Consider the following 25248-nt stretch of genomic DNA (forward strand, 5'->3'; position numbering starts at 1 on the left):
AAAGGGTTCATCATGAGTCATCAGCTCACCTTCGCCGACAGTGAATTCAGCAGTAAGCGCCGTCAGACCAGAAAAGAGATTTTCTTGTCCCGCATGGAGCAGATTCTGCCATGGCAAAACATGGTGGAAGTCATCGAGCCGTTTTATCCCAAGGCTGGTAATGGCCGGCGACCTTATCCGCTGGAAACCATGCTACGCATTCACTGCATGCAGCATTGGTACAACCTGAGCGATGGCGCGATGGAAGATGCTCTGTACGAAATCGCCTCCATGCGTCTGTTTGCCCGGTTATCCCTGGATAGCGCCTTGCCGGACCGCACCACCATCATGAATTTCCGCCACCTGCTGGAGCAGCATCAACTGGCCCGCCAATTGTTCAAGACCATCAATCGCTGGCTGGCCGAAGCAGGCGTCATGATGACTCAAGGCACCTTGGTCGATGCCACCATCATTGAGGCACCCAGCTCGACCAAGAACAAAGAGCAGCAACGCGATCCGCAGATGCATCAGACCAAGAAAGGCAATCAGTGGCACTTTGGCATGAAGGCCCACATTGGTGTCGATGCCAAGAGTGGCCTGACCCACAGCCTAGTCACCACCGCGGCCAACGAGCATGACCTCAATCAGCTGGGTAATCTGCTGCATGGAGAGGAGCAATTTGTCTCAGCCGATGCCGGCTACCAAGGGGCGCCACAGCGCGAGGAGCTGGCCGAGGTGGATGTGGACTGGCTGATCGCCGAGCGCCCCGGCAAGGTAAGAACCTTGAAACAGCATCCACGCAAGAACAAAACGGCCATCAACATCGAATACATGAAAGCCAGCATCCGGGCCAAGGTGGAGCACCCATTTCGCATCATCAAGCGACAGTTCGGCTTCGTGAAAGCCAGATACAAGGGGTTGCTGAAAAACGATAACCAACTGGCGATGTTATTCACGCTGGCCAACCTGTTTCGGGCGGACCAAATGATACGTCAGTGGGAGAGATCTCACTAAAAACTGGGAATAACGCCTTAAATGGCGAAGAAACGGTCTAAATAGGCTGATTCAAGGCATTTACGGGAGAAAAGATCGGCTCAAACTGAAAAAATGAAATGACTGAGTCAGCCGAGAAGAATTTCCCCGCTTATTCGCACCTTCCCAAGGTAAATTCCTTTCTGTAACGCTTGAAGAGGCTACAAAGCGTTTAGATAAGGTTGCTCAATCTGGCTTATCCGGCAAACAGGTCGATGCATTTCGCTCAGTCTCAAAGCATAGGAATCAGATGGTTCACTTTTTCCATGAAGCCGAAACATCAGAAGCTGATGAGCGTAGAGTTCGTGGCATTGTAAAGGAGCAGCTAAAGGCGTGGTATTTCCTGCATGATTTATTGTTAGGTCAATGGAAATCGGTTTTTGAAGAGTGGTCAACTCAAATTTCCGATATTGATGCCAAACTAAGGGAGCACCATGAATTTCTAAAAGTCGTGTTTGATGAGTTAAAACCCGCCATAGCTGAACTGGAGAATAAGGGTTACGAATTCCAAGAATGTCCATCCTGCGGATTTACAGCAGAACAGCACGAAACCGAGTTAAAAAAGCTTTATCTTTCGGAATGTCTGGTCTGCGGGTTAAAAGAAAACTGCATTCGTATTGCCTGCAAAGAGTGTGATGACGGAATTTTATTTTTTCATGGAGAACCGTCGGCTACGTGCTCCTCATGCAATGAGGAACACGGGAGTAGTTCGTTACTTGAAGAGTTTGTTGACGAGACAGAAGCTTACCTAGCAGTCAAAGATGGCGGAGATTATCCATTCCCCATTAATTGTGGCGAATGTTGCAGTTACGAAACTGTCGTTGAGGTGGGTACAAACGAGTTTTTGTGCACCGAGTGTTTCACAGTTACAGACAGTTATGGAGTATGCGAATGGTGCAATGATGAATCTACAAATCTGTCTGAAGGTACTATGTGGTCTGGGTGTGAGTTTTGTGATGGACGGGCAGGTTGGGATGATGATTAATAAGGCGGTGTGTACAGATCTAGTTATCACGGCCTTGTTGCTCAAATCGGGGAACTATCTGACATCTCGGTGATCTGATCCTGTAGCGCAGTCTCCGAGAGCATCAGATGGGCAAGTCCAAGCACAAGATCAGCAACTGGCAGCAGTACAACCAAGCCTTGGTGCAACGCGGTTCGTTGACCATCTGGATGGACGAACAAGCCATTAAGCAGTGGCATTGCCTGGTCCACCATGGCCGCCGAGGGAGAGGTTTCCACTACAGTGACACCGCCATTGAGACGGCCCTGATGCTAAAAGGCTTGTTCAAGTTGCCGCTGCGGGCGCTAGAAGGCTTCATTAACTCGTTGTTCCAACTGATGGCGGTGCCTTTGCAGTCGCCGGACTATAGCTGTATCAGCAAGCGCGCCAAGACCGTCGACATCAAGTACCGCGTCCCCAGCCAAGGCCCGGTGGCTCACTTGGTCATTGATGCCACCGGCCTCAAGGTCTATGGCGAAGGCGAATGGAAAATTCGCAAACACGGCAAGGAGAAGCGACGAGTGTGGCGCAAGCTCCACTTGGCGGTGGATGCCACAACCCATGCGGTCATCGCTGCCGAAGTCAGCCTGGAGACGGTGGCGGATAACGAGGTGTTACCGACGTTGCTCAACCCCTTACGACGCAAGATAAAACAGGTCAGCGCCGATGGTGCGTATGACACCAAGGCCTGTCATGCGCTACTGAAGAAGAAGGGGGCGAAAGCCACCATACCGCCGAGAAAAAATGCGGCACCGTGGGAGGAAGGCCATCCCCGCAACGAGGCGGTGACGGCGCTCAAGGCCGGTGAACTGAAGCAATGGAAGAAAGACTCCGGCTATCACCAGCGCTCGATAGCCGAGACCGCCATGTACCGGTTCAAGCAACTCATCGGGCCAACGCTGAGCCTGCGGAACTACAACGCCCAGGTGGGCGAAATCCTGGCTGGCGTGAAGGTGATGAACAAGCTGACAGGGCTTGGTATGCCTGTTCGCCAGCCAGTGAATTGAGTGGTATCAACGGGTTGGGGAACGGCCATCCAGCGACGGATTTGATCAACAACGCCAGTTATCACCTGACACCAACCTCCTTCGCCGCAGACAGGCAGGGTATTTCCCCCTGCAAGCCGCCGAGCCGAGTTTAGCTGGTCAGGAGCGCCGTCATGGATGACGGCGCAGCCGCAGGCGGCACAGGGATGTGCCGTGTGCGGTGCTCCGTCCGACCCGATGAAGTAGGCGAGGGAATCCGCGAAACGGACGGCTTGCCGGGGGAGAAGACCTTTGGTGGCTTTGGGTCTTTCCAATGTCACTCTCCCCGGCCCGAAGAGCGGGCGAAACCCCGTCGAGGGCAAAGCCATATCCCGCCCCTGCGCCGTGTCAGGGATGCGGCGATGCCGTCACAGCTCCACATCGTTATCCTCCCCACACTGCACCGATGGCGCCCTCCCCCTCGGGTATTCAATCCCCCCTGCCACTGACCTATAGTGGGCTCCTTTCACACCACCTTTGCGAGCAGCAGTATGTATATCGGTGAATTTGCCCGGCTGGCGGGCACCACCCCAAAGGCGGTCCGTCTCTACGAGCAGCTCGGGCTGCTGCCCGAGCCCAGGCGGCGCGGCAAGTATCGCGTCTACCGGGCCGAGGATCTGGAGTGGGTCGGCTTTATCCGCGAGGCCCAGCGGCTTGGCTGCAAGCTCGGGGAGCTGGTTCCCCTGCTCGCGGGCGTCACCAGCCTCGACCACTTCCCCTGGCAGAAGGTGGAGCAGCTTATCGCGGACAAGCTGGCGCAGATCGCGGCGGAGGTCGCCCGGCTGCAACGCCAGCATCAGGGCTTGAGCCAGTGCGCCACGCTGCTGGCGCAGCACCCCTGCCGCTATGGCGCCCCGGCGCGGCAATCCCCCGACGGGCGGGATCATCCCGCCGCCGCGGCTCGGGGTCAAAAGGTGGCTTGACTCTGTCCCATGGGACAAGGGGTGTAATGGGGGCTCACTTCAAGGAGCCATACCATGACCCCCAACCTGCTTGTTCTCAACGGCAACCCCAAACCCGACAGCCTCTGCCACGCCCTCGCCCGAGAGTATGCCCGCAGTGCCGAGCAAGGGGGCGCGCGCGTCACCCTGCATCACGTGGGGGAGCTCGCCTTCGCGCCGGATCTTCACCATGGCTATGACGAGGTGCAGCCCCTCGAGCCCGATCTGCAGTCGGTGCAGCAGAGCCTGACGCAGGCCCACCATCTGGTGATCGTCGCCCCCGTCTGGTGGGGCCACCTGCCAGCCCGGCTCAAGGGGCTGCTGGATCGCACCCTGCTGCCGGGTTTCGCCTTTCGCTACCAGCCGGGGAAGGCGTACCCGGAGCAGTTGCTCGCCGGCAAGACGGCACGCCTGCTGCTCACCATGGACAGCCCCCCCTGGTATTACCGCTGGTGGCAGGGAGCCCCCCTGGATCGCACCCTGGACAAGCCGGTGCTGGGGCTGTGCGGTATCCGGCTGACCCACCGCCAGCATCTGGGGCCCGTCCACACCTCGGATGAGGGGGCCCGCCAGCGCTGGCTCAGCTAGGCCGGGGCCGCCGCCCGCCAGGATGTGCAGCGGCTGGGCAGGCGCCCCGCCTAATCCCTGCCATGGGCATGTTTTGCCCATTAAAAAGCCCCGCAGTTGCGGGGCTTTTGTCGTCGAGGCGGGGGTTATTTTGCCGCGATGGCGTCTGCCATGGGGCTCTGGAACTCCTGCTCGGCTTCTGCGAAGCGATCCTGCATGGCCTTGGAGGGGGCCTTGTCCAACAGGCTGAACAGCACGATGGCCAGGGTGGCAAACAGGAAGCCCGGGATGATTTCGTACAGACCCAGCCAGCCGAACTGCTTCCAGATGATGACGGTCAGGGCACCGACCAGCATGCCCGCCAGGGCGCCGTTGCGGGTCATGCGGGACCAGAGCACGGAGAGCAGCACCACGGGGCCGAAGGCGGCACCGAAACCGGCCCAGGCGTAGCTCACCAGCCCCAGCACCCGGTTTTCCGGGTTGGTGGCGACGGCGATGGCCACCAGGGCGATCAGCAGCACCATGGCGCGGCCGACCCACACCAGCTCTTTCTGGGAGGCGTTCTTGCGCAGGAAGGGCTTGTAGAGATCCTCGGTGATGGCGCTGGAGCAGACCAGCAGCTGGCAACTGAGGGTACTCATGACCGCCGCCAGGATGGCGGAGAGCAGCACGCCGGCAATCCAGGGGTTGAACAGGATCTTGGAGAGCTCGATGAAGACGCGCTCCGGGTTGGCGGTCACGCCACCCGCCTGCTCGGTGAAGGTGGAGAAGTAGGCCAGGCCGAAGAAACCGATGGCCACGGCGCCACCCAGGCACAGCACCATCCAGGTCATGCTGATGCGACGGGCGCTGGCCATGGAGTGGTGGGAGTCCGCCGCCATGAAGCGCGCCAGGATGTGGGGCTGGCCGAAGTAGCCCAGGCCCCAGGCCATCAGAGAGATGATGGCGATGAAGTCCAGGTTCTTGAACATGTCGAGATTGCTGGCGTTCTGCGCCGCCACCTGCACCATGGCGGTGTCGATGCCGCCCACGGCGATGATGACGAACACAGGAGTCAGGATGAGGGCGAAGATCATCAGGGTCGCCTGCACGGTGTCGGTCCAGCTTACCGCGAGGAAGCCGCCGAAGAAGGTGTAGGTGATGGTGGCCGCGGCACCGATCCAGAGGGCGGTGTCATAGCTCATGCCGAAGGTGCTCTCGAACAGGCGGGCACCGGCCACCACGCCGGAGGCGCAGTAGATGGTGAAGAACAGCAGGATCACCAGGGCGGAGAGGATGCGCAGCACCCGGCTCTTGTCTTCGAAGCGGTAGGTGAAGTAGTCCGGCAGGGTCAGGGCGTTGCGGTTCTTCTCGGTGTGAACCCGCAGCCGACCGGCCACCCAGCGCCAGTTGAAGTAGGCGCCGATGATGAGGCCGATGGCGATCCAGCTCTCGGAGATGCCGCCGATGAAGACGGCGCCAGGCAGGCCCATCAGGAGCCAGCCACTCATGTCGGAGGCACCGGCGGAGAGGGCGGTCACCCAGCTCCCCATGCGGCGGCCGCCGAGAATGTAGTCGTCAAAGTTACGGGTGGCGCGATAGGCGATAAAGCCGATCAACACCATCCCGAGGATGTACACCAGAAAGGTGATGAGCATGGGGGTGCTAGCTGTCATTCAAAACTCCGTTATGTGACGTCTGTGCCCGTTCTTGCGACGGACTCTTCCTTAAAAAAACCGGCCTAGAGTAATCAGCAGATCGCCGGACCACAACCACTTTTAACAAATAAAAAACACATGGAAAACGTTTAACACCTAACCAAGCAACCACTCAATTGCAATAAGGCCGGATTTTATCCCGACCTGCCAAGGGTTTACCCTGATGATTCCCTCCCCCGCGCCATAAAAAAGCCCCGACAGTGGCCGGGGCTCGGAATACCGACGGGCGGGATCAGCGGTTGATGGCGATAGGCATGCCGCTGCGCTGCTCCAGGGCCTGCTTGACCAGCTGGGAGTCGCTGTCCGCGTGGGCGATGAAGCGGGTCACGGCGGTGGACATGGGCAGCGGGGCCGGCAGGCTGGAGTTGAACTCCTCCTGGTTGCGCGAGAGGGGCTGGTGCACTTCCAGGTAGCGGCGGCCATCCGGCTCGACAGAGGCCTTGATGGGCTGGTTCACGAACTGGACGCGGGTACCGACCGGGACCTGCTTGAACAGGTACTCGATGTCGTCGTTGCGCAGACGCACGCAGCCGTGGCTCACCCGCAGGCCGATGCCGAACTGGGCGTTGGTACCGTGGATGGCGTACATCTTGCCGATGTAGAGCGCGAACAGCCCCATGGGGTTGTCCGGACCGGCCGGCCAGACAGCAGGCAGGGTCTCGCCACGGGCGGCGTACTCGGCGTGCATCTTCGCGGTCGGGGTCCAGGTCGGGCCCGCCTTCTTGCGCTGCACGCTGGTCACCCAGTCTTCCGGGGTGTCGGTGCCGAGCTGGCCGATGCCAATCGGCAGCACTTCCACCACCTTCTTGCCTCTGGGGTAGTAGTAGAGGCGCATCTCGGCGACGTTCAGCACGATGCCTTCACGGGGGGCATCCGGCAGGATCAGCTGATGCGGCACGACCAGCTTCTCGCCCGCCTGCAGCAGCAGGGGGTCCGCCTTGGGGTTGGCTTCCAGCATGTTGGTCAAGCCGAGCTGGAATCTGGCCGCTGCCGCTTCCAGGGGTTGGCCCGCCTCTTCCGGGGACACCACGTAGTCCAGGTTCTCCCCCACCAGGCGGCTGTTGGCTGCGGGCAGGGCATATTCGATGGCGAGGGCGGGCATGGCGGCCAGGATCAGGGAGCAGCACAGTGCGGCCGCCGTGTTGTGGAGGAGCTTCATAACTTTCCTGTGATAAAGGGGGTGGTTCAGCACTCTGGCCAGCGCGGAGGCGACGGGCGCGCCCGGGGCGAAGAGAAGGCCGCCATTTTTCTCCTCTGCCATGCAAATTTCAACCGCCACGTGCTGACGGGTCGGTGATTAAATACGGTGCCGCGCCGCGCCGCGGCACCTTGTCATAAGCGGGATCAGCCGTTTTTCCAACTGTGCATGTCATAACCGGTTGGCGACTGATGCAAACGTAGATGGAATTGCTCAATTATCGCAAATATGTGGTCGAAAATATCAGCCTGTATCCCTTCATACTCGGCCCAGGCGGTGGTCGCCGTGAAGCAGTAGATCTCCAGCGGCAGGCCGTCCGTGGTCGGTGCCAACTGGCGCACCATCAGGGTCATGTCCTTGCGAATGCCCGCATGGGCCCGCAGGTAGGCGTCCAGATAGGCGCGCAGGGTGCCGAGGTTGGTGAGGTGGCGACCATTGATGGGGCAGCTGATGGCATCGCTGAGCTGCTGGTTGTAGCTGCTGAGCTCCTGCTCCTTGCGGCTGAGGTAGGGTGCCAGCAACCTGGCCTGCTTGAGCTGCAACTGCTCCTGCGAGGTGAGGAAGCGCACGCTGGTCATGTCGATGTTGACGCTGCGCTTGATGCGGCGCCCGCCGGATTCGGTCATCCCCTGCCAGTTCTTGAAGGAGTCGGAGATGAGGGCATAGGTGGGGATGGTGGTGATGGTCTTGTCCCAGTTCGACACCTTGACCGTGGTGAGGCCGATGTCGGTCACCTCGCCGTCCGCCCCGTACTTGTCCATCTGCAGCCAGTCACCGACGCTCAGCATGCGGTTGGCGGAGAGCTGGATACCCGCCACCAGGCCGAGGATGGGGTCCTTGAACACCAGCATCAGGACCGCGGTCATGGCCCCCAGGCCGCTGAACAGGAAGAGGGGCGACTTGCCGAGCAGCAGGGCGATCATCAGGATGCCCACCAGGATGCTGGCCACCAGTTTCACCCCCTGGAAGATGCCGCGCAGGGGCAGATCCCGCCCAAGCCGGGTATACCGGCTCAGGGAGAGCAGGCAGTCGAGCAGGGCGAACAGGGCCAGCAGCAGGAACAGCAGGATCCAGAGCTGGGCCAGCAACTCGATAAGCGCCAGGCTCTCGGACGCTTTGGGCAGCCAGATCTCCGCCTGACCGAGCAGCACGGCGCCCTGGAACACGAAGGCGAGCCGGTAAAAGAGGCGTTGCTGCAACTGGGGCGGCAGCCACATCTGCTTGGTCTTGCCAAGCAGCCCCACCAGGCGCACCAGCAGGATGCGGTGCAGCACCAGGTGCAGCACCATGGCGGTCAGCACGATGAACCCCAGGGCGATCACCAGGGCCATCATGGGGGTCACATCGACCCCCAGACCTGACAACCAGTTGAAAAACATCTCTTTCATCGTTACCTCCGCAATATCACACAGCGGTCAGGGTACGCATCTGGTCCCCCATGTCAAATGACAGGCCGATCACTATTGCCGAAACGACAACGCCCGGCAGGGGCCGGGCGTTGTCATCACCAGAGGGTGCCTTAGCCGACCAGGCTCAGGGCATCACGAGCGATCACCAGCTCTTCGTTGGTGGGCATCACCAGGGCCAGACGGCTGCCTTCGACGGTGATGGGGCCTTCACCGCCCAGCACGGCGGCGCTGTTGGCCTCCTTGTCGATCTTGAAGCCGAGCAGGGCCAGTCGGGCCAGCACCATCTCGCGCACCATGGCGGCGTTCTCGCCGATGCCGCCGGTGAACACCAGGGCGTCCAGGCGACCATCCATGGCGGCAGCATAGGCACCGACGTACTTGGCAACGCGATAGGTGAAGACATCCAGCGCACGCTTGGCACCGGCGTCGGTGGCGTAGTTGCCGGTGACGTAGCGGCAGTCGCTGCTCTCCTCGGTCATGCCCAGCAGGCCGGATTCGCGGGTCAGCACCTGGTTGATCTTGTCCACGCTGTAACCCAGGTTGTCGTGCATGAAGAAGACGATGGCAGGGTCGATGTCACCGGAGCGGGTGCCCATCGCCAGCCCTTCCAGCGGGGTCAGCCCCATGGAGGTGTCGACGGACTCGCCGTTCTTGATGGCGCAGACGGAGGCACCGTTGCCCAGGTGGCAGTTGATGATGTTGAGCTCATGGAGCGGTTTGCCCAGCGCCTTGGCGGTCTCTTCGGCGATGAAGCGGTGGGAGGTGCCGTGGGCGCCGTAACGACGGATGCCGTTCTCGCGATAGAGTTTGTAGGGCAGCGCGTAGAGGTAGGCTTCCTCTGGCAGGGTCTGGTGGAAGGCGGTGTCAAACACGGCCACGTTCTTGTCGGCCAGGGCCGGGAACACCTTGAGGGCGGCACGGATGCCGATGAGGTGCGCCGGGTTGTGCAGGGGGGCAAACGGAATGGCGGCCTCGATGCCGGCGATCACGCCCTCATCGATGCGAACGGAACGGGAGAACTGCTCGCCGCCGTGCACGATGCGATGGCCGATGGCGACCAGCTGATCGGCCAGGGCGGGATCCTGGGGCAGGATGTGGCCCACGATGTGGTCGAGGGCTTCCTGGTGCGCGGCACCGGCGCCCAGCATGGCGTCGCCCTTGACCCCGTGGAGTTTCCATTTGATACGTGCGTCATCCAGATTGAAGCATTCGGCCAGGCCGGACAGCATGTCCTCGCCCGTTTCAGCGTCCATTACGGCAAATTTCAGGGAAGAGCTACCGCAGTTAAGGATCAATACCAACTTGCTCATGTTCTACATCTTCCTGTGCTTCGGCTTTACGCCGACAGTGTCGTGTCATCCAGCGATGGATGGGATTCCCCTGCCGGGGGCTTATGGTCGCAGGAGGGTGCGTCCAATTTTTCAAATCGTTGGGCGCAGACCGTTCGTCTGGCGCGCGCGTCGAATCAGCGATTCGCAACGGGCCTCTGTTGGCCCAATCACTCGGGACTCCAGGCCCCGAATGCCACTCAGGCGCCGGTCAGCAGCGACTGGTGAACCTTGACGACCAGCTTCTTGACCGGACCTGGGGTCGTCAGGGTACAGAGGGGGCGATGCAGTTCTCCCGGCCAGAAGATGGCGAAGTCGCCGGGCTGCAACGCCAGATAACTGGTCTGCTCGTCATCGACGAACCAGAGATCGGGGTGAGGATGGTCGGCACCGTCCCGGCTGTAGGCGTGAGGGCCCACGCCGATCCACTCCTCGCCGCGCAGCAGCAGCTGGATGTCCAGATACTGCTCATGAAACTCGCCCCGGCGATCCACCACCGGCTCTGTCAAATCCTCGCTCACCAGGCAGAACAGCATGAGGCCGTCGACCTCCTGCTTGCCGAGGGGGGCGTGCAGCCAGCGTTCGACGCTTTGCACCACCTCGGCCACGATACGGTTCAGGGGGGCGGGCAAGGGGGTGCGTTGCAAGGTATCCAGACTGCCGGTGATCATGAGGTTCGCATCCTTAGATATATCTGTGGTCTATCTTTGTGCACCAATGAAAAAGGACCATTGAAGGTCCTTTTATCGTCTCGTCTGCCATCCGTGCAGACGGGGGCGCTGTCGCTTCCTAGCCGATGGCGCCGAGTCACTGTTGCATACTCGTCCGCCCCTGCCAAGAGATACTCGCCCATTTACCCGATGATCGTACCAGTTGAAACAATATTATTCACTACCCAATCTCCCCCGACTTTGACCAGACGCAAAAACGGGAGCATCTGCTCCCGTTTTTTTTCCATCACCCGCTCAAAGCGGTACCATTCAAACCTTGCCGGCGTTTTCCACCGGCTTGGCGTACATGGCGCGCCAGATGGCCTTGTGCTCTTGTGGCACCTCGGACTGGCGAGTCAGGAAGGCGCTCTGCTCTATGGTGCTGGCCTTGCCGGGCACATCCGCCGCGAGGTAGTTGCCCGGGAAGAGGCGATAGCTGCTCCAGATCGCCTTGTCGATGAGCGCCGCCAGCTCGTCCGGATCGCTGAAGCCCTCGGTGATGGGGGCGCCGAAGGAGACATGTACCCGCCCCTTCTGGCCGACGATGCCCGCGACGATACTCTCGATGTCCTCGAACTCGCCCTTCTCGTAGCTGCCGTTGACCGACTTCTCGTAGAGCTCGCGCGCCTTGGCCTTGTCGGTGGGATCCAGCTCGTAGCTGATGCTCACCGGCACGATGTTGAGGCTGCGCATGTAGTCGACGAACTCGATCTTCTGCTTCTTGCCGTCCACGTAGAACATCTTGAGGATGGCTGGATCCGTCTTGTCATCCCCGTCCTTGGCGCGCCCCTCCTTCTGGGCGATCCAGATGGAGTGCCCCTCATGCACCGACTGGCCGATGTAGGCCGACAGCTCGCCGAGGGCCTTCATCATCTCCCGCGGCCCCTTGGCGGAGCGCTTGACGATGAAGCTCTTGTTGAGCTTCATCAGCTCGGTGGCGCAGGGCTTGCGCAGCAGGTTGTCGCCGATGGCGATGCGCACGGTATCGAAACCATGGGTGTGCAGCCCCCAGTTGACGAACGCCGGATCCATGGCGATGTCCCTGTGGTTGGAGACGAACAGGTAGCCTTGCTCCTTCTTGAGGTGTTCGAGCCCGGAGAAGCTCACTCCCTGGGTGGAGGTGGCGATCATCCGGGTCATGTAGCGGGTCACCCCCATCTGTACCTGATGGATGGTGCTGACCTTGGCCCACTTGTGGCGCAGGAACTGGCGGATCAGCGGGCGAATGGCCCAGCCCAGCCAGCTCATCAGGGAACCGAAGCGGTATTTGGCGATGGCGCCGATAAACTCGTCATCCTGGATCAGCCGCTCGATGGCAGCCGGCACTTCTTCATCGCGATAGGGGCGAATGTCCGCGAATCTATCTACTTCTGTCACAATGTCTGCCTTGCATGTATGGAGTCGCGGCCTGCGTCTGCCGGCCGGGAAAATTCAGGGCGCAATTTTACACGCTTTTATCCCCAGGGGTATGAGAGGCGTACAGATAGTGCGATCTTGCAGTGAAAAAGCGATGGCGGTCACCCGCCAGCCCTCCTTTCGACAACGGCTCTGCTAGCCAGCGGGATTGATGAGCGCGGTGAGGACGTGGTCCTCCCAGCGGCCGTTGATCATCAGATAGTCCCGAGCGTAACCCTCCTGCTCGAACCCCAGCCGTTCGAGGAGCGCGCCGCTTCGCAGGTTCGCGGGCATGTAGCTGGCCATGATGCGATGCAGGCCCCGCTCCCGGAACAGGTGATCGATGCCGGCGGCCACCACCTCCTGCATCAGGCCCTGCCCCTCGTGCTCCTTGTCGATGGCATAGCCCAGGTGGCACGCCTTGAACATGCCCATCACAATGTTCGTGAAATTGCAGGTGGCGAGCACCCGCTCCCCCCTGGGATCGAGCGCCACCAGTTGCACGGCACTGCCCTCGAAATAGTGGCCGTAACCGTCGCGCAAGCGGGTCTGCCAGTGGGCGAGGGTGTAGAAGCTCTCCTCCCGCCTGGGCTCCCAGGGGGACAGGTGGGCGCGATTGCGCAGATAGAAATCCACCATCAGGCAGGCCCGCTCCGGGGTCAGCACGGTCAGCCGGGTACGGGGGGTGGCAATGTGTGGCAGCGTCGTCATCTCACCCTCAGGAGGTTGGAAGCGGACAGGAAGGTCATCAGAGATCCCTCAGCCTCAGCCACTCGTCCCGCAGCAGGCCGTAGTGCACATGATCCACCACCCTGTCCGCCAGCCGCTCCGCCCGCCGGGTGATCCCCTCCTGGGTCATTCCCAGCCGCTCGCACACGGCCCGGCTCGCCTCGTTCTCGAGGGCGGCGCTGATCTCTACCTTCTCCATCCCCATCTCCTCGAAGGCGTGATGGATCAAGGCCTGGCAGGCCCGGGTGATGATGCCGTGCCCCTGCCAGCGCTCCGCCAGCCAGTAGCCGATGGTCACCTTGCTGAGATCCTGATCGATCTGGTTGTAACCGATGACGCCGACCACCTCCCCCTGATACTCGATGGCCGTGGTCAGCCCCTCCCCCCGGGCAAACTTCTCGATGGAGTGGCGAATGAAGGTGGCGCTGTCGGCGGGCTGCTGGATGTGGGGCACCCAGGGCAGCCACTGGGAGAGGTAATCGCGGTTGCGCTGGCAGAGGCGAAACAGCTCGCTGGCCATGTCGGGTTGCAGGAACAGGAGCGCCAGCTCGTCATCCAGTTGCCATGAAAACATCGCCACTCCTCCCCGGTTCCGCTCCGGCCACCTGCCGTCATGGGAGCCAATGTAGTCAATCAATCCCTTGTTTGCCAAGGACTTTTCAACCGGCTTCCCCGCTGGCAACCCCCATATGGCGATCCCCATGCGGGCACCTTGCCCCCAGGTCATCAATCACCCCTCGCAGCGGTTCAACATGCTGCCATTACCAGTATTTGTGGATGATTGGCGCTGTAAAAGTGAATCGTGCTACCTGTTTTCGCTGCCCTGTGACAAATGACAGGCCGTTATTTTCCCCCTTCCCACTAGTGTAAGAGCGCCGGGCAACGGACCCGGCGTGTAATCTTCATCGACTAAGGAAAGACGAGATGAACAAAGTCTATTTGGCCGTCATGCTGGCCTGCTGGGGAAGCGCCGCCATGGCGGCAGAACAGGTGGAAGTGAACCAGGTCTCGGACCTGGCCGGTGCGGTGAGTGGCGCCGCCAAGATTGGCGCCCTTGGCGCCGGGGATGGCGAGTTTCGCAAGGTGCGGGCGGTGACGCTGCCCAATGGCCAGCAGCGGATACGCTATGAGCAGACCTGGCAGGGGATTCCGGTGTGGGGCCAGGTCCTGGTGGCCGATCAGGCGCTGGGGGGCCAGGTCAATCAGGTGTCCGGCACCATGCTGCGCAAGATCGATGCCGACCTGACGGGCCCGGCCGTTGCCCTCTCCGCCAGCGACGCCGCACGCCAGGCTCGCAGCGGTGCCAAGGGGAGCAACGAACAGGTCAAGCTGTTCGTGATGCAGGATGAGACCGGCCAGGCCAGACTGGTCTATCTGGTCTCCTGGCTCGCCGCCAGCAAGGAACCGAGCCGCCCCTTCGTGATGATCGACGCCCAGACCGGCAGCGAGCTCAAACGCTGGGAGGGGATCAACCACAAGGACGCCACCGGCCCGGGGGGCAACGTCAAGACCGGCAAGTATTTCTACGGCGCCGACTTTGGCCCCCTGCAGGTGGATGACAACTGCCGCATGACGGGGACCAACGTGGACACCCTCAACATGAATCACGGCACCACGGGGGGCGCCATCCACCAGTTCACCTGCCCGGAGAACACGGTCAAGGAGATCAACGGTGCTTACTCTCCTCTCAACGATGCCCACTACTTCGGCAACGTGGTGTTCGACATGTACCGCAACTGGTACAACACGGCACCGCTGAGCTTCAAGCTCAAGATGCGGGTGCACTACAGCCGCAACTACGAGAACGCCTTCTGGGACGGCAGCCAGATGACCTTCGGCGACGGGGCCACCACCTTCTATCCACTGGTGAGCCTGGATGTGGCGGCCCACGAGGTGAGCCATGGCTTCACCGAGCAGAACTCAGGGCTGGTCTACTCCGGTCAGTCCGGCGGCATCAACGAGGCCTTCTCCGACATGGCGGGGGAAGCGGCCGAATACTACATGAAGGGCAGCAACGACTGGCTGGTGGGGGCCCAGATCTTCAAGGGCAACGGCTCCTTGCGCTACTTCGAGGACCCGGCCCGGGACGGCAAGTCCATCGGCCATGCCAGCGATTACTATGACGGCATCGACGTGCACCACAGCTCCGGGGTCTACAACCGCGCCTTCTACCTGCTGGCCAACACCAGCGGTTGGCAAACCCGCAAGGCGTTCGAGGTGTTCGTGCTGGCCAACCGCCTCTACTGGGGCCCCAACACCACCTTCGATCAGGGGGCGTGCGGGGTGACCAGGGCCGCCACGGATCTCGGTTACAGCGTGAGCGACGTGGCAGCCGCCTTCACCGCCGTCGGGGTCAATGCCACCTGCGCCGGCACCACGCCCCAACCGGGCAGCGTGCTGCAAAGCGGGGTACCGGTGAGCAATCTCACCGCCGCCAAGGGGGGCAAGCTGAACTTCACCGTCGAGGTGCCCGCCGGCAGAAGCCAGCTGGTGGTGACCAGCAGCGGCGGCAACGGGGATGCGGATCTCTACGTGAAGTTCGGCAGCGCGCCGACCGCCAGCAGCTATGACTGCCGCCCCTACAAGAGCGGCAATGCCGAAACCTGTACCCTGAACGCCCCCAAGGCGGGGACCTGGCACGTGCAGCTGAGCGGGTTCAGCGCCTTCTCCGGCGTCACCCTCAAGGCCAGCTACTGAGTCTGAGCGGGCATCAAGGGGAATAAGCGAAGAGCGCCGGCCTGGTCCGGCGCTTTTTTATGTCCGCTTGCCCGACCAGCGCCGGGCCAGGGTACGGGCCGCCTCCAGCACCCGCTCCTTGGCGGGATTGGGGCGCTTGCCGCTGCGCCAGGCCATCATCACGTCCCAGTGATCCGGTGGCAAATCCACCACGTCCAGCTTCACCAGGCGACCGAACTCCAGATCCCGGGTGATGGCGAGCGCCGGCATCAGGGTGATGAAGCCGTGCTCCAGCGCCAGCTCCCGCGCCGCACTCGCTGGCTGGATGGCGTGCAGCGGGCTCGCCACCTGGCGCAGCAGGCGTAACTGCAGGATCAGCTCGTCGCAGCCCGTCCCCCACTGCTGGGGCGCCAGCCGCTCGTTGGCAATGTCCTGCAGGGTCAGCCCCTGCCGCCCGGCCAGCGGGTGGGTGGCGCAGGCCACGGCGATGATCGGGGAACGGTAAAGCAGTTCGAGCTGGATGCCCGCGATGGCAGGGCACTTGAGAATAAAGCCCACGTCGGTCTCGCCGGTCAGCAACTCCTGCATGATGATGCCAGAGTGATCCGTGTTGCAGCGGATCTCGAAGGTCTCGTCCACCAGGGCCAGCAGCAGGGGGCCGAACACCGCCGTGGTCAGGGAGGGGAGGCAGGAGAGCCGGATCCGCGGCAATGCAGGCGCCCCCTGCATCGCCAGCCGCCCCCCTTCCAGTGCGCTCAGGGCCGCGGTCGCGGCAGGCAGAAACTGCTCGCAGGCCGGGGTCGGGGTGGCCCCCCGACGATGGCGACGGAACAGGGACTGGCCCAGCTCCTGCTCCAGCACGGCAATGCGCTGGCTCACCATGGGTTGTGACCAGCCGCGAATGGCGGCCACCTTGCTGAAGCTGCCACGGTTGGCCACGTCCAGCAGCAGTTGCAAATCGTCGAGGGTCATAGCCATAACCAAATCCAATATGAAATATAGCCAGTTGTCGGCTACCACTATATCTGGAGCCCCACCAGAATAGCAGCATCAATCGTCATGAACCGGCTGAACGCCACCGAGCCAGGGAGTTGTCATCCCCCTTGGCTCTGTTTGGTGACGGCGCCGTTCGGGCAAGAAAGACAACAATATCAGCGAAGCAAACAGAGGTATCAGGGTCATGGTGGATCGGGCGAGGCGGTTGGGGCGGTGGTTCTTGGCATTGGATTCCCTGCTGGTGATCCTGGGCTTCTTCGTGGTGATGCCCATGATCAGCCTGCGCTTCGTCGACCAACTGGGCTGGGCCGCCGGTGTGGTGGGACTGGCACTGGGGCTGCGTCAGCTTACCCAGCAAGGGCTGGGGGTCTTTGGCGGCTCCCTCGCCGACAAGTTCGGGGCGCGCCCCCTCATCGTCTGCGGCATGCTGCTGCGGGCGCTGGGGTTTGCCAGCCTGGCCTATGCCCAGAGCGGATTGGAACTGATCCTCTCCTGCATCATCTCGGGGCTGGGTGGCTGCCTGTTCGATCCCCCCCGCGCCGCCCTGGTGATCAAGTTCACCCGGCCACGGGAGCGGGGTCGCTACATCTCCCTGCTGATGATGCTGGAGAGCGCCGGCGCCGTGGTGGGAGCCCTGCTCGGCAGTTGGCTGCTCAACTTCGATTTTGAATATGTCTGCCTGCTGGGTGCCGGCCTCTTCGTCTGCGCCGCCCTGTGCAACCTGCTGATCCTGCCCCCCTACAAGCTTTCGGTGCGCCCGACGCCGATCCGGGACGGCCTCGGCCAGGTGCTGGCGGACAAGGCCTTCTGCCGACTGGTGCTGATCTTAAGCGGCTACTACGCGCTCTGGGTGCAGGTCATGCTGATCTTCCCCATTCTGGTCAAACAGATGGCGGGCAGCACCACGGCGGTGGGCTGGATGTATACCCTGGAGACGGCCATCTCCCTGGCCCTGCTCTACCCCCTTGCCCGGTTCGGCGAGCGCCACTTCAAGCTGGAGAACCGCCTGATGGCGGGGGTGCTGCTGATGACCACGGGGATCGGGCTGGTGGCCTTTGCTACCACCTTGCCCGCCGTCTTCCTGCTGCTCGCCTGCTTCTACCTTGGCATCGTCATCGCCGAGCCGGCGCGGGAAACCCTGATGACCAAGCTGGCACAACCGGGGGCGCGGGGCAGCTACATGGGCTTCAGCCGACTGGGGCTGGCGCTCGGGGGCATGACGGGTTACGTGGGGGGCGGTGCTCTGCACGACTACGCCATGGCCCAGGGGCAACCCTGGTTGCCCTGGCTGGTGCTCGGCACCGTCGGTGTCACCACCTTGCTGCTGCTGGCCAACTGCTTCCAGCGCGGCTCCCGCCTGGCAGGGGTCAACGCCTGATCCTCTGGCAATCATCCCGTCTACCCCGGGCGCCCTTCTCTTGAAGGGCGCCCTTTTTTATCTTCTTCTTGCATTGCCCTCCCCCTCGTCTGCGCCCATCCACCCAAAAATCCCCCATAAAAAAAGCGGCAGATTGCTCTGCCGCTTTTGCCCAGCCCGCTTGGCTGTTACTTGTTGATATCCAACATGTTGTTTTGCAACATGAAATCGATCACCTGGTTGGCAGTCGTCCCTGAACCGCCCGTCAGGGTGTCGAAGGTGTGGTTCATCAGCACTATCTCCTGGGTCACCGGCGCGGCACTGCTCTCCTTGACCTGCAGGTGCACCCCTTCATTGTCCTGGAACACCGAGAGCAGACTCTTCAGGTCAGTCGTACTGTGAGAACCATCGTGATCCAGCAGATCGCTCAGATCCAGCTTGTCTTCTTCCAAACGGTTGATGGTGCCTGACCCCTTGTTGAAGTCCATGATGTAATCCTTGGTCAGGGAGCCGGATACTGTATCCCCCTGATTCCAGACGAAGGTATCTGAACCGCCGTCACCACGCATTACATCATTGCCTAGCCCGCCGATCAGGATATCGTTCCCCAGACCGCCGCGCAGCCCATCGTTATGACTGCCGCCATCGATGTAGTCGTCACCGGTACCGCCAAACAGGATATCGGAACCTGACTGCCCGTAGATCTTGTCATTGCCGCTGCCACCATTGACCACATCCGCTTTGCTACTGCTGACATCAACACTCAGCAACAGACCGTCGCCATCGAGCATGGCATCGGCACCAGACAAGCTGCCTGTCATGATGTGATGAGCCTTGAGCTGATTTACCGTCAGTTGCAACGAATCGTCGGTACCGAATCCATCAGCCCCGGTTTTGCCTGCATAAATCACATCATTACCGCTGCCGGTTTCGATATGGTCATTGCCTGCACCGCTGCTGACGATCTGGTCGGCACTCCCTTTGTTGTAGCTGGTACCGGCATGTATGTGGTCGGTACCGCCGTTACTGGTAGTGACTTCGCCCAGCAGATTACCGCCGAAGGAAACATCAAGACGGTCAGGATTAGCTGCTCTCTCGCCATTGCGTACCACGATGGAGTCGTTGAGGTCAGTACCATCTACCGTCAGCGGCAGATGAACCGGAACCCCGTTGCTGTCCACCGGATTGACGCTGATGGTTAAGGTGCTGTTGGTGGTATCGCCATCGCCATCGCGCACGCTGTAGCTGAACACCTCGCGTGCATCAGCCGGGATCTGGCTGCCATTCTTGGTGACCTGATAGGTATAGGCACCGTTGGCCAGAATGGTCAGTACCCCGTACAAACCGACTACCTGGGTACCCGCACCATTGGTATAGGTGGTCGAACTGCTGCCGACCCCGTAGCCAATGACACTCAGACCACCATCAGCACCGGCAAGATCGTTGGCCAGCACATTACCTGTGGTCTGTGGCAGCTGATAACCAGACCCTTCCACCAACTTGACGATCAGATCGAAGCTGTTGCTGGCATTTTCGTTGGTGTAGATAGTCTTCACCACATTGCCACCTGCATCACGGAAACCCAGCACCTCGAGACTGTAGACCTTGCCTTCAAAGTTGAAGCTCGCGGTCGCAGTTCCGATAGTGATGATATCTCGCGGATCGGCCCAATCGTTCGGCGTTTCGTTGTGATTGAAATTGATGGTCACAGTCACTGGTGTCACTCTGCCCATGGAGTCGGTAACCGAGAAGGTTGCCTGCATGGTTACAGTGTTGATAGCCGTACCGGAGGAAACCGGATAATTGTAGTGGGTGAAAGTACCCAGTTTGATCTCTTCGTTGAGCGGGATCTCTCCGTTCAAGGCCGCATCGTTATCGGCAAAACCATAACCCGATTTATTTTCATTTTTTCCACCCCAGCGAATTTGATCCTTCGCTGTATCATTATCAGGGCCGTCAAAATGCTCCAGATTTTTACCGCCAGAAACATTAATCCATGAAGCCTCGACACCAGAAAACAGGAAGGTATCAACTACAACATCGACTTTCGCATCATCGACCACTGCAACCGGCACATCGTCACGCACAGCCAAGTCAAACGAACCGGTGGCAGTCTCAGCTCCAGATTTGCTTACCTCATAGTTGACGGTAAAGCGCAGTTCGTCCTGGCTGGTCAACACGGTGCTCTGACCATCCACTGTATGGCTAAGCGGCTTGAGCAGAGTAAAGGTGTAGCTCGGTGGGTTGGCACTGTTATCCACTGTCACAGTAAAGGCCACATTGGCGGGGTTGTTACCAAAGTACCCTTTGAGCCCGGCGCCATCCTGAACAATATTGACCGGCTGACCATCAATGCCCGTCACCCCGCTCAGACCCGTGATGCCAACAAGTTTGAGTTGTACGCCAGAGACATTGCCACCACTGCCATCCGTCACCTGCAGCGACTGAGTCACAGAAAGCGGACCGCTAGCAGGCATACCCACAGGCTCAGGCAAGTGTGCATTTCCGCCAGACAAACCATCCTCATCAACCAGCCCATTGCCCAGTCGCACAGAGAGATCGTTGTCAGTAATGGTTCCGGCTCCGGTCGCACCACCTACAGTCAGAGTCAAGGTTTCTGTCTGTTCTACCAGCTTGTCATTCACTGTCGGCACTGACACGGTAAAGCTCGTCACACCGGCTGGTACTGAGATTTTGCCTGTGCTGCTGTTATAGGTAACACCGTGACTGAACTGCAGAGTTCCCCAGTCAGAGTTAGAGGCAGCATGAGTACCACTACCCGCGATTGAGAGGCTGTACTCAGTCGCCACATTAGTCGCACCACTCAAGGTCACAACATGCTGCAAGGTAGCCCCTTCAACCACAGTGGCACTCGATACGCCGGTTACATCAGGGCGCGCCAGCGGGTTGACAGCAAAGCTGCCTTGCGAGCTGTCACCGTCCCGATCATAGGCCTTGAAGGTGAAGTCAATGTCGCCATCACCAACCGGGCGCTGCATCTCTGCATACTGGAAGAACTCCCACTTGCCCGTTGCAGGCGTGAATTGCATCTTGAAGATCAAGCTGCCATCACTGGCCTTGCCAACCATGCTGTTGGCACCTTCCGCGGTAATGGTAATTGCCAGACCAGCAGCAGTTTTCAGACCCGTTTCAACGGTGCCGGTAACCAGCTCCAGACTCCCTTTGCCATCAGCTCCCCATTGCGGTGCAACTGTCCCCGAGCCATAGGCAATTGCCTGTGGCGTATCGGAACCCAGAAACTCGATAGACTTGACGGTAAAGTCGCTGTTGTCCTTGACGTTGAACGAATTGCCGTTATCGGTTGCTTTGATCACCATGGTGTCAAAACCACCCTGCTGCACTTGGAAGTTCTGGTTGTACTCTCCCCCCGCCGCATCCGACCTAAAGGGAAGTGTTGAGATCAGAACTCCATCACGGTAGAACTCGACCACGCCGCTCTCCAGCTCACCACCGAACATCTTGCTGAACTCGATCTTGGCACCGTAAGCCACAGTGCCAGCATCCAGTTTGATCACCAGCTCTTCAGATACCCCTGAGCCGTCTGCCAGTTTGCGGAAATCGACCTCGTTCTCAATATTGTGGTAAGGGGCTGTCGAGCTCTTGACACCAATGCCTTCGCCCGAGCCATTAACCAGAGCACCGGTCAAGACAGTAGACGTTGAAGAGAGGAACCCTTTAGCCGTAATGGTGAACTTGCCACCATCAATGCTGGTGCGATCCCCGCTATAACCAGTCATGCTGAACTTGCCGGTCAATACATCAGGAATACTGGTTTTTACCAGCGAAACCGCTGCAGCATCGCCAGCAATGGGGGCATCATCCTCCACAGTGATGGGCAACGAAGCACTCGTAGTACTCTGGCCATCAGAAACAGAGACTACGATGTTGAAACTCAGCGTGTCCTCGGCACCAGTCACCGGATGATCTAGGGCGCCTTTCAGAGTAACGTCATAACCCCAATCTCCTTTGGTACTACCTGCAGGTGCAGTCAGCTTGACATCAAGCACAGCCTTGTAGTCCGCCCCCCCCAAGGTACCGGTATATCCGGTCAACACCTTGCCTGATGCATCCCAGCTCCACTTCACATCCAGCCCGCCAGACTTGAGCCCGGACGGGCCAGAGAGGCTGACCGTCACGCTACTGCTATCGATATCCGCCACTGTAATAGTGCCGCTAGCAACCTTCGCATTAGTGGTATCCGTATTGCCTAGATCATCTTGTAATCCGTTGGCCAGCCCCTCTTCAGACACAACAGCCGGTTTATTGATCACCACAGAAGGAGGGGCATCGTTGTCCACAATGACGGTCTCAGCACTACCTTTTCCATTTACTATCGAGATAGCTTCAAATGCCGAATTGGTCTTCACACCGCTAATAGTTACAGCAAGCTTTTCCTCCATCTCATAAATGGTGTCGTTTACTGTAGCAACAGTAAATTCGGCTTTGCCGTTCGTACCTATGGTCACGCTGGCTGGGCGGCCGCTAGTGTCGCCATCATTGGCCGCAGCACCGCTCCATGCTAGGTTCAGGGTCACCACTTTGCCTGTCGGCAGGGTTATGGCATTGCCATCCTTATCGACCAAGCTCACGGTGTATTTGAGCACGCCACCTTCCGCCACGCTGGCCTTATCCACCGCGATCTGGGCAAACACGGTGTCTTCCACGCTCGGTACCGTCTCATCGGTGATGGTGGTGGTCACTGCACCCGGCAGTGCCGGCGCCTTCTCGTAGCCACCGCCACTGGTCTCGCTCACGCTGACCTGGAACTGCTCGGCCGGCTCGGCATAAACGTCATCCAGGGTCGCCACGTCGAAGCTCACCGAGGTGGTGTTCGCCTTGATAACCACGTCGCGGGTCACCGCCTGGACATCACCGTTGTCGGTGGTGATATGACCCACCACCACCTTGATGGTCAGGTCGGTTTTCGGGGCGTCGCTGATGGTCAGGGTGTAGCTCGCCTTGCCCCCCTCGACCACATTGGCATCGCCGGTCAGGGTCAGGGTCGGGGCATCCGTCGGCAGCTTCGGATCGCTGCCATCCTCGTCGGTGATGGTGGTGGTCACTGCACCCGGCAGTGCCGGCGCCTTCTCGTAGCCACCGCCACTGGTCTCGCTCACGCTGACCTGGAACTGCTCGGCCGGCTCGGCATAAACGTCATCCAGGGTCGCCACGTCGAAGCTCACCGAGGTGGTGTTCGCCTTGATAACCACGTCGCGGGTCACCGCCTGGACATCACCGTTGTCGGTGGTGATATGACCCACCACCACCTTGATGGTCAGGTCGGTTTTCGGGGCGTCGCTGATGGTCAGGGTGTAGCTCGCCTTGCCCCCCTCGACCACATTGGCATCGCCGGTCAGGGTCAGGGTCGGGGCATCCGTCGGCAGCTTCGGATCGCTGCCATCCTCGTCGGTGATGGTGGTGGTCACTGCACCCGGCAGTGCCGGCGCCTTCTCGTAGCCACCGCCACTGGTCTCGCTCACGCTGACCTGGAACTGCTCGGCCGGCTCGGCATAAACGTCATCCAGGGTCGCCACGTCGAAGCTCACCGAGGTGGTGTTCGCCTTGATAACCACGTCGCGGGTCACCGCCTGGACATCACCGTTGTCGGTGGTGATATGACCCACCACCACCTTGATGGTCAGGTCGGTTTTCGGGGCGTCGCTGATGGTCAGGGTGTAGCTCGCCTTGCCCCCCTCGACCACATTGGCATCGCCGGTCAGGGTCAGGGTCGGGGCATCCTGGTCATCCACCACTGTATTAGTGATGGTGCCAGTGCTAACCACATTCTCGTAATTGCCACCACTGGTCTTGTCGATAGTGACGCTCAGTGACTCTTCACCTTGCTGATAAATGTCATCTCCACGAACCGGTACAGGGTCACTGTTAGCGCTGCTGGCCCCCACCGGAATGGTGATCACCACCCCGTTGGAGAGGGTCACGGTCAGCGGGCTGCCGGTCACCGGGTTGCTGACGCTGGCGGTGTAGACAATGCTGCCGCCCTCGGTCACGATCTGGCCGTTGGTGGCCGAGCTCAGGGTCACGGTAGTGGTGTCCACGGTGTCGGCCACCTCGGTGGTCACCTTGCTGCTGGTGTCCAGCTGTTCATAGTTGCCACCGCTGCTGCCGGTGATACTCACCGTCAGGCTGCTGCCATCTTTGTAAACGTCGTCACTCGGGGCATCGACCGTCACACTGCCGCTCAACTCACCCGCCTTGATGGTGATGCTGGCGCCGTTGGACAGGGTCAGCACCAGGTCACTCTGCGGGGCGTTGTTGACGTTGGCACTGTAGGTGATCTGCCCACCTTCGTTGACCTGCGCCGGAGCACCCAGGGTCACGGCGGTGGTGTCGACAGTGTCGTTAATCTGGGTAGTCGTTGAAGGTCCAGTGATAATCTGGTTGAAACCACCACCCTGAGTACCGGTAATCGAAACGGAGATCGTTGACGGGTCGACATAAGGGCTGTCTGCTGGAGCAGCAACAGTGACTGAACCGGAACTCTGGCCGACGGGAATGGTGATCACTGCACCATTTGACAGCTGAATAACCAAGTCAGAACCAAAAACAGGTTCATCTAATGTCGCAGTAAAGGTGATAAACCCACCTTCATTCACCTGTACATCTGCACTCAAGACAAGGTTGGCGGAGGTAAAAAGAGGATCATCTTCACCAACGGCTTCAAGCGGTGGCTCGCCATTGGCGTTGTAGGTGGTATCGAAGGTGGCTTCAGCAATGGTTGCGGAACCGGTACGGTCGATGGTAACAAAACCGCCGTTGCCACTGGCACCGGCGACGCCTCCAATACCGCCACCACCGGCGGCAGGTGCACCGCCTGCGGCAGAGGCTTCAAAGGCCTGAGTCGGGTCAGCCCCACCCAAGATCGCCTGTTGCAGGGCATTGATATCATCAGGAGTGCCAGCAGCGCCATTTTGCGCCAGCTGGGGAGCATCCCCCTCTTCGGCAGGTTCACTCTGCTCGCTGGCTGGTTGCACATTGAACGACTGTCCGCCGCCCATGAAACTGGCGCCATCCGGCGACATGATCACCGCCCCTTTCGGCAGCACATCACCTTCAGCCAACAGCTTCCGGCTGCCATCAGCAGCAACCAGATAAATTTGTCCTTTGAGTTGGGTTACGGTTACGCCCTGTTCCAAGGTAACGGCATTGGTAATCATGTTCTCTCCT

17 protein-coding genes are annotated in these 25248 nt (G+C 60.2%); 7 read left to right on the forward strand and 10 right to left on the reverse strand.

Going from position 1 to position 25248, the window contains the following annotated elements:
- Nucleotides 1–12 precede the first annotated feature (12 nt).
- The 5 genes from ACPW74_RS15465 to ACPW74_RS15485 all read left to right on the forward strand — a co-directional run bounded on the left by ACPW74_RS15465 (nucleotide 13) and on the right by ACPW74_RS15485 (nucleotide 4568).
- Entirely contained in the window at nucleotides 13–993 is a 981-nt protein-coding gene (locus ACPW74_RS15465; protein ID WP_026141915.1) for an IS5-like element IS5 family transposase, read from the forward strand.
- A gap of 268 nt (nucleotides 994–1261) precedes the next feature.
- Nucleotides 1262–1996 (forward strand): hypothetical protein, encoded by a 735-nt coding sequence (locus ACPW74_RS15470; RefSeq protein WP_162629644.1) that lies wholly within the window; start codon nucleotides 1262–1264, stop codon nucleotides 1994–1996.
- 107 nt (nucleotides 1997–2103) lie between these two features.
- On the forward strand, nucleotides 2104–3021 hold the full coding sequence (locus ACPW74_RS15475; protein WP_336580497.1) for an IS5 family transposase: 918 nt from the start codon (nucleotides 2104–2106) through the stop codon (nucleotides 3019–3021).
- A 509-nt stretch (nucleotides 3022–3530) separates the two neighbouring features.
- Entirely contained in the window at nucleotides 3531–3962 is a 432-nt protein-coding gene (locus tag ACPW74_RS15480) for a MerR family transcriptional regulator (protein ID WP_052815914.1), read from the forward strand.
- Between the two features lie 54 nt (nucleotides 3963–4016).
- Entirely contained in the window at nucleotides 4017–4568 is a 552-nt protein-coding gene (locus tag ACPW74_RS15485; RefSeq protein ID WP_052815900.1) for an NAD(P)H-dependent oxidoreductase, read from the forward strand.
- A gap of 125 nt (nucleotides 4569–4693) precedes the next feature.
- On the opposite strand, the gene putP is transcribed toward ACPW74_RS15485, so the two are convergent.
- The 8 genes from putP to ACPW74_RS15525 form a co-directional block, all read right to left on the reverse strand.
- Nucleotides 4694–6202 (reverse strand): sodium/proline symporter PutP, encoded by a 1509-nt coding sequence (putP, locus tag ACPW74_RS15490; RefSeq protein ID WP_045525661.1) that lies wholly within the window; start codon nucleotides 6200–6202, stop codon nucleotides 4694–4696.
- 274 nt (nucleotides 6203–6476) lie between these two features.
- Entirely contained in the window at nucleotides 6477–7403 is a 927-nt protein-coding gene (locus ACPW74_RS15495; RefSeq protein WP_052815902.1) for a L,D-transpeptidase family protein, read from the reverse strand.
- Nucleotides 7404–7588: 185 nt separating this feature from the next.
- On the reverse strand, nucleotides 7589–8830 hold the full coding sequence (locus ACPW74_RS15500; RefSeq protein WP_052815905.1) for a mechanosensitive ion channel family protein: 1242 nt from the start codon (nucleotides 8828–8830) through the stop codon (nucleotides 7589–7591).
- Nucleotides 8831–8961: 131 nt separating this feature from the next.
- Nucleotides 8962–10161, reverse strand: coding sequence for an acetate kinase (locus ACPW74_RS15505; protein ID WP_069652036.1), 1200 nt, complete (start codon nucleotides 10159–10161; stop codon nucleotides 8962–8964).
- Between the two features lie 218 nt (nucleotides 10162–10379).
- The gene (locus tag ACPW74_RS15510; protein ID WP_052815909.1) at nucleotides 10380–10850 is read right to left on the reverse strand and encodes a YhcH/YjgK/YiaL family protein; all 471 of its coding nucleotides are present in this window, start codon (nucleotides 10848–10850) and stop codon (nucleotides 10380–10382) included.
- Nucleotides 10851–11159: 309 nt separating this feature from the next.
- Nucleotides 11160–12266 (reverse strand): 1-acyl-sn-glycerol-3-phosphate acyltransferase, encoded by a 1107-nt coding sequence (locus ACPW74_RS15515; RefSeq protein WP_010675527.1) that lies wholly within the window; start codon nucleotides 12264–12266, stop codon nucleotides 11160–11162.
- A gap of 174 nt (nucleotides 12267–12440) precedes the next feature.
- Complete coding sequence (locus tag ACPW74_RS15520) at nucleotides 12441–12995, reverse strand: GNAT family N-acetyltransferase (RefSeq protein ID WP_041212415.1); 555 nt, start codon at nucleotides 12993–12995, stop codon at nucleotides 12441–12443.
- A 37-nt stretch (nucleotides 12996–13032) separates the two neighbouring features.
- Nucleotides 13033–13587 (reverse strand): GNAT family N-acetyltransferase, encoded by a 555-nt coding sequence (locus ACPW74_RS15525; protein WP_048206978.1) that lies wholly within the window; start codon nucleotides 13585–13587, stop codon nucleotides 13033–13035.
- Between the two features lie 350 nt (nucleotides 13588–13937).
- Here ACPW74_RS15525 and ACPW74_RS15530 point away from each other — a divergent pair, with 350 nt between their 5' ends.
- Nucleotides 13938–15710, forward strand: coding sequence for a M4 family metallopeptidase (locus ACPW74_RS15530; RefSeq protein WP_111896788.1), 1773 nt, complete (start codon nucleotides 13938–13940; stop codon nucleotides 15708–15710).
- A 57-nt stretch (nucleotides 15711–15767) separates the two neighbouring features.
- On the opposite strand, the gene ACPW74_RS15535 is transcribed toward ACPW74_RS15530, so the two are convergent.
- Entirely contained in the window at nucleotides 15768–16667 is a 900-nt protein-coding gene (locus ACPW74_RS15535) for a LysR family transcriptional regulator (RefSeq protein ID WP_029314793.1), read from the reverse strand.
- 202 nt (nucleotides 16668–16869) lie between these two features.
- Between ACPW74_RS15535 and mdtH the strand changes: the two genes are divergently transcribed.
- The gene (gene mdtH, locus ACPW74_RS15540; protein ID WP_029314794.1) at nucleotides 16870–18063 is read left to right on the forward strand and encodes a multidrug efflux MFS transporter MdtH; all 1194 of its coding nucleotides are present in this window, start codon (nucleotides 16870–16872) and stop codon (nucleotides 18061–18063) included.
- Between the two features lie 167 nt (nucleotides 18064–18230).
- Here the strand turns inward: mdtH and ACPW74_RS15545 are convergent, their stop codons facing one another.
- Entirely contained in the window at nucleotides 18231–25238 is a 7008-nt protein-coding gene (locus tag ACPW74_RS15545; protein ID WP_261925279.1) for a retention module-containing protein, read from the reverse strand.
- Nucleotides 25239–25248 lie beyond the last annotated feature (10 nt).

Source organism: Aeromonas sp. INTO2 (genome assembly GCF_049860605.1).
GTDB lineage: Bacteria > Pseudomonadota > Gammaproteobacteria > Enterobacterales > Aeromonadaceae > Aeromonas > Aeromonas caviae.

Bases quoted from the DNA above. Each gene is read 5' to 3' on its own strand.
- ACPW74_RS15495 (WP_052815902.1), bottom strand. From the start codon at position 7,403: ATGAAGCTCCTCCACAACACGGCGGCCGCACTGTGCTGCTCCCTGATC.
- ACPW74_RS15520 (WP_041212415.1), bottom strand. From the start codon at position 12,995: ATGACGACGCTGCCACACATTGCCACCCCCCGTACCCGGCTGACCGTG.
- ACPW74_RS15475 (WP_336580497.1), top strand. From the start codon at position 2,104: ATGGGCAAGTCCAAGCACAAGATCAGCAACTGGCAGCAGTACAACCAA.
- mdtH (WP_029314794.1), top strand. From the start codon at position 16,870: ATGGTGGATCGGGCGAGGCGGTTGGGGCGGTGGTTCTTGGCATTGGAT.
- ACPW74_RS15535 (WP_029314793.1), bottom strand. From the start codon at position 16,667: ATGGCTATGACCCTCGACGATTTGCAACTGCTGCTGGACGTGGCCAAC.
- ACPW74_RS15480 (WP_052815914.1), top strand. From the start codon at position 3,531: ATGTATATCGGTGAATTTGCCCGGCTGGCGGGCACCACCCCAAAGGCG.
- ACPW74_RS15505 (WP_069652036.1), bottom strand. From the start codon at position 10,161: ATGAGCAAGTTGGTATTGATCCTTAACTGCGGTAGCTCTTCCCTGAAA.
- ACPW74_RS15525 (WP_048206978.1), bottom strand. From the start codon at position 13,587: ATGTTTTCATGGCAACTGGATGACGAGCTGGCGCTCCTGTTCCTGCAA.
- ACPW74_RS15500 (WP_052815905.1), bottom strand. From the start codon at position 8,830: ATGAAAGAGATGTTTTTCAACTGGTTGTCAGGTCTGGGGGTCGATGTG.
- ACPW74_RS15530 (WP_111896788.1), top strand. From the start codon at position 13,938: ATGAACAAAGTCTATTTGGCCGTCATGCTGGCCTGCTGGGGAAGCGCC.
- putP (WP_045525661.1), bottom strand. From the start codon at position 6,202: ATGACAGCTAGCACCCCCATGCTCATCACCTTTCTGGTGTACATCCTC.
- ACPW74_RS15545 (WP_261925279.1), bottom strand. From the start codon at position 25,238: ATGATTACCAATGCCGTTACCTTGGAACAGGGCGTAACCGTAACCCAA.
- ACPW74_RS15470 (WP_162629644.1), top strand. From the start codon at position 1,262: ATGGTTCACTTTTTCCATGAAGCCGAAACATCAGAAGCTGATGAGCGT.
- ACPW74_RS15485 (WP_052815900.1), top strand. From the start codon at position 4,017: ATGACCCCCAACCTGCTTGTTCTCAACGGCAACCCCAAACCCGACAGC.
- ACPW74_RS15510 (WP_052815909.1), bottom strand. From the start codon at position 10,850: ATGATCACCGGCAGTCTGGATACCTTGCAACGCACCCCCTTGCCCGCC.
- ACPW74_RS15465 (WP_026141915.1), top strand. From the start codon at position 13: ATGAGTCATCAGCTCACCTTCGCCGACAGTGAATTCAGCAGTAAGCGC.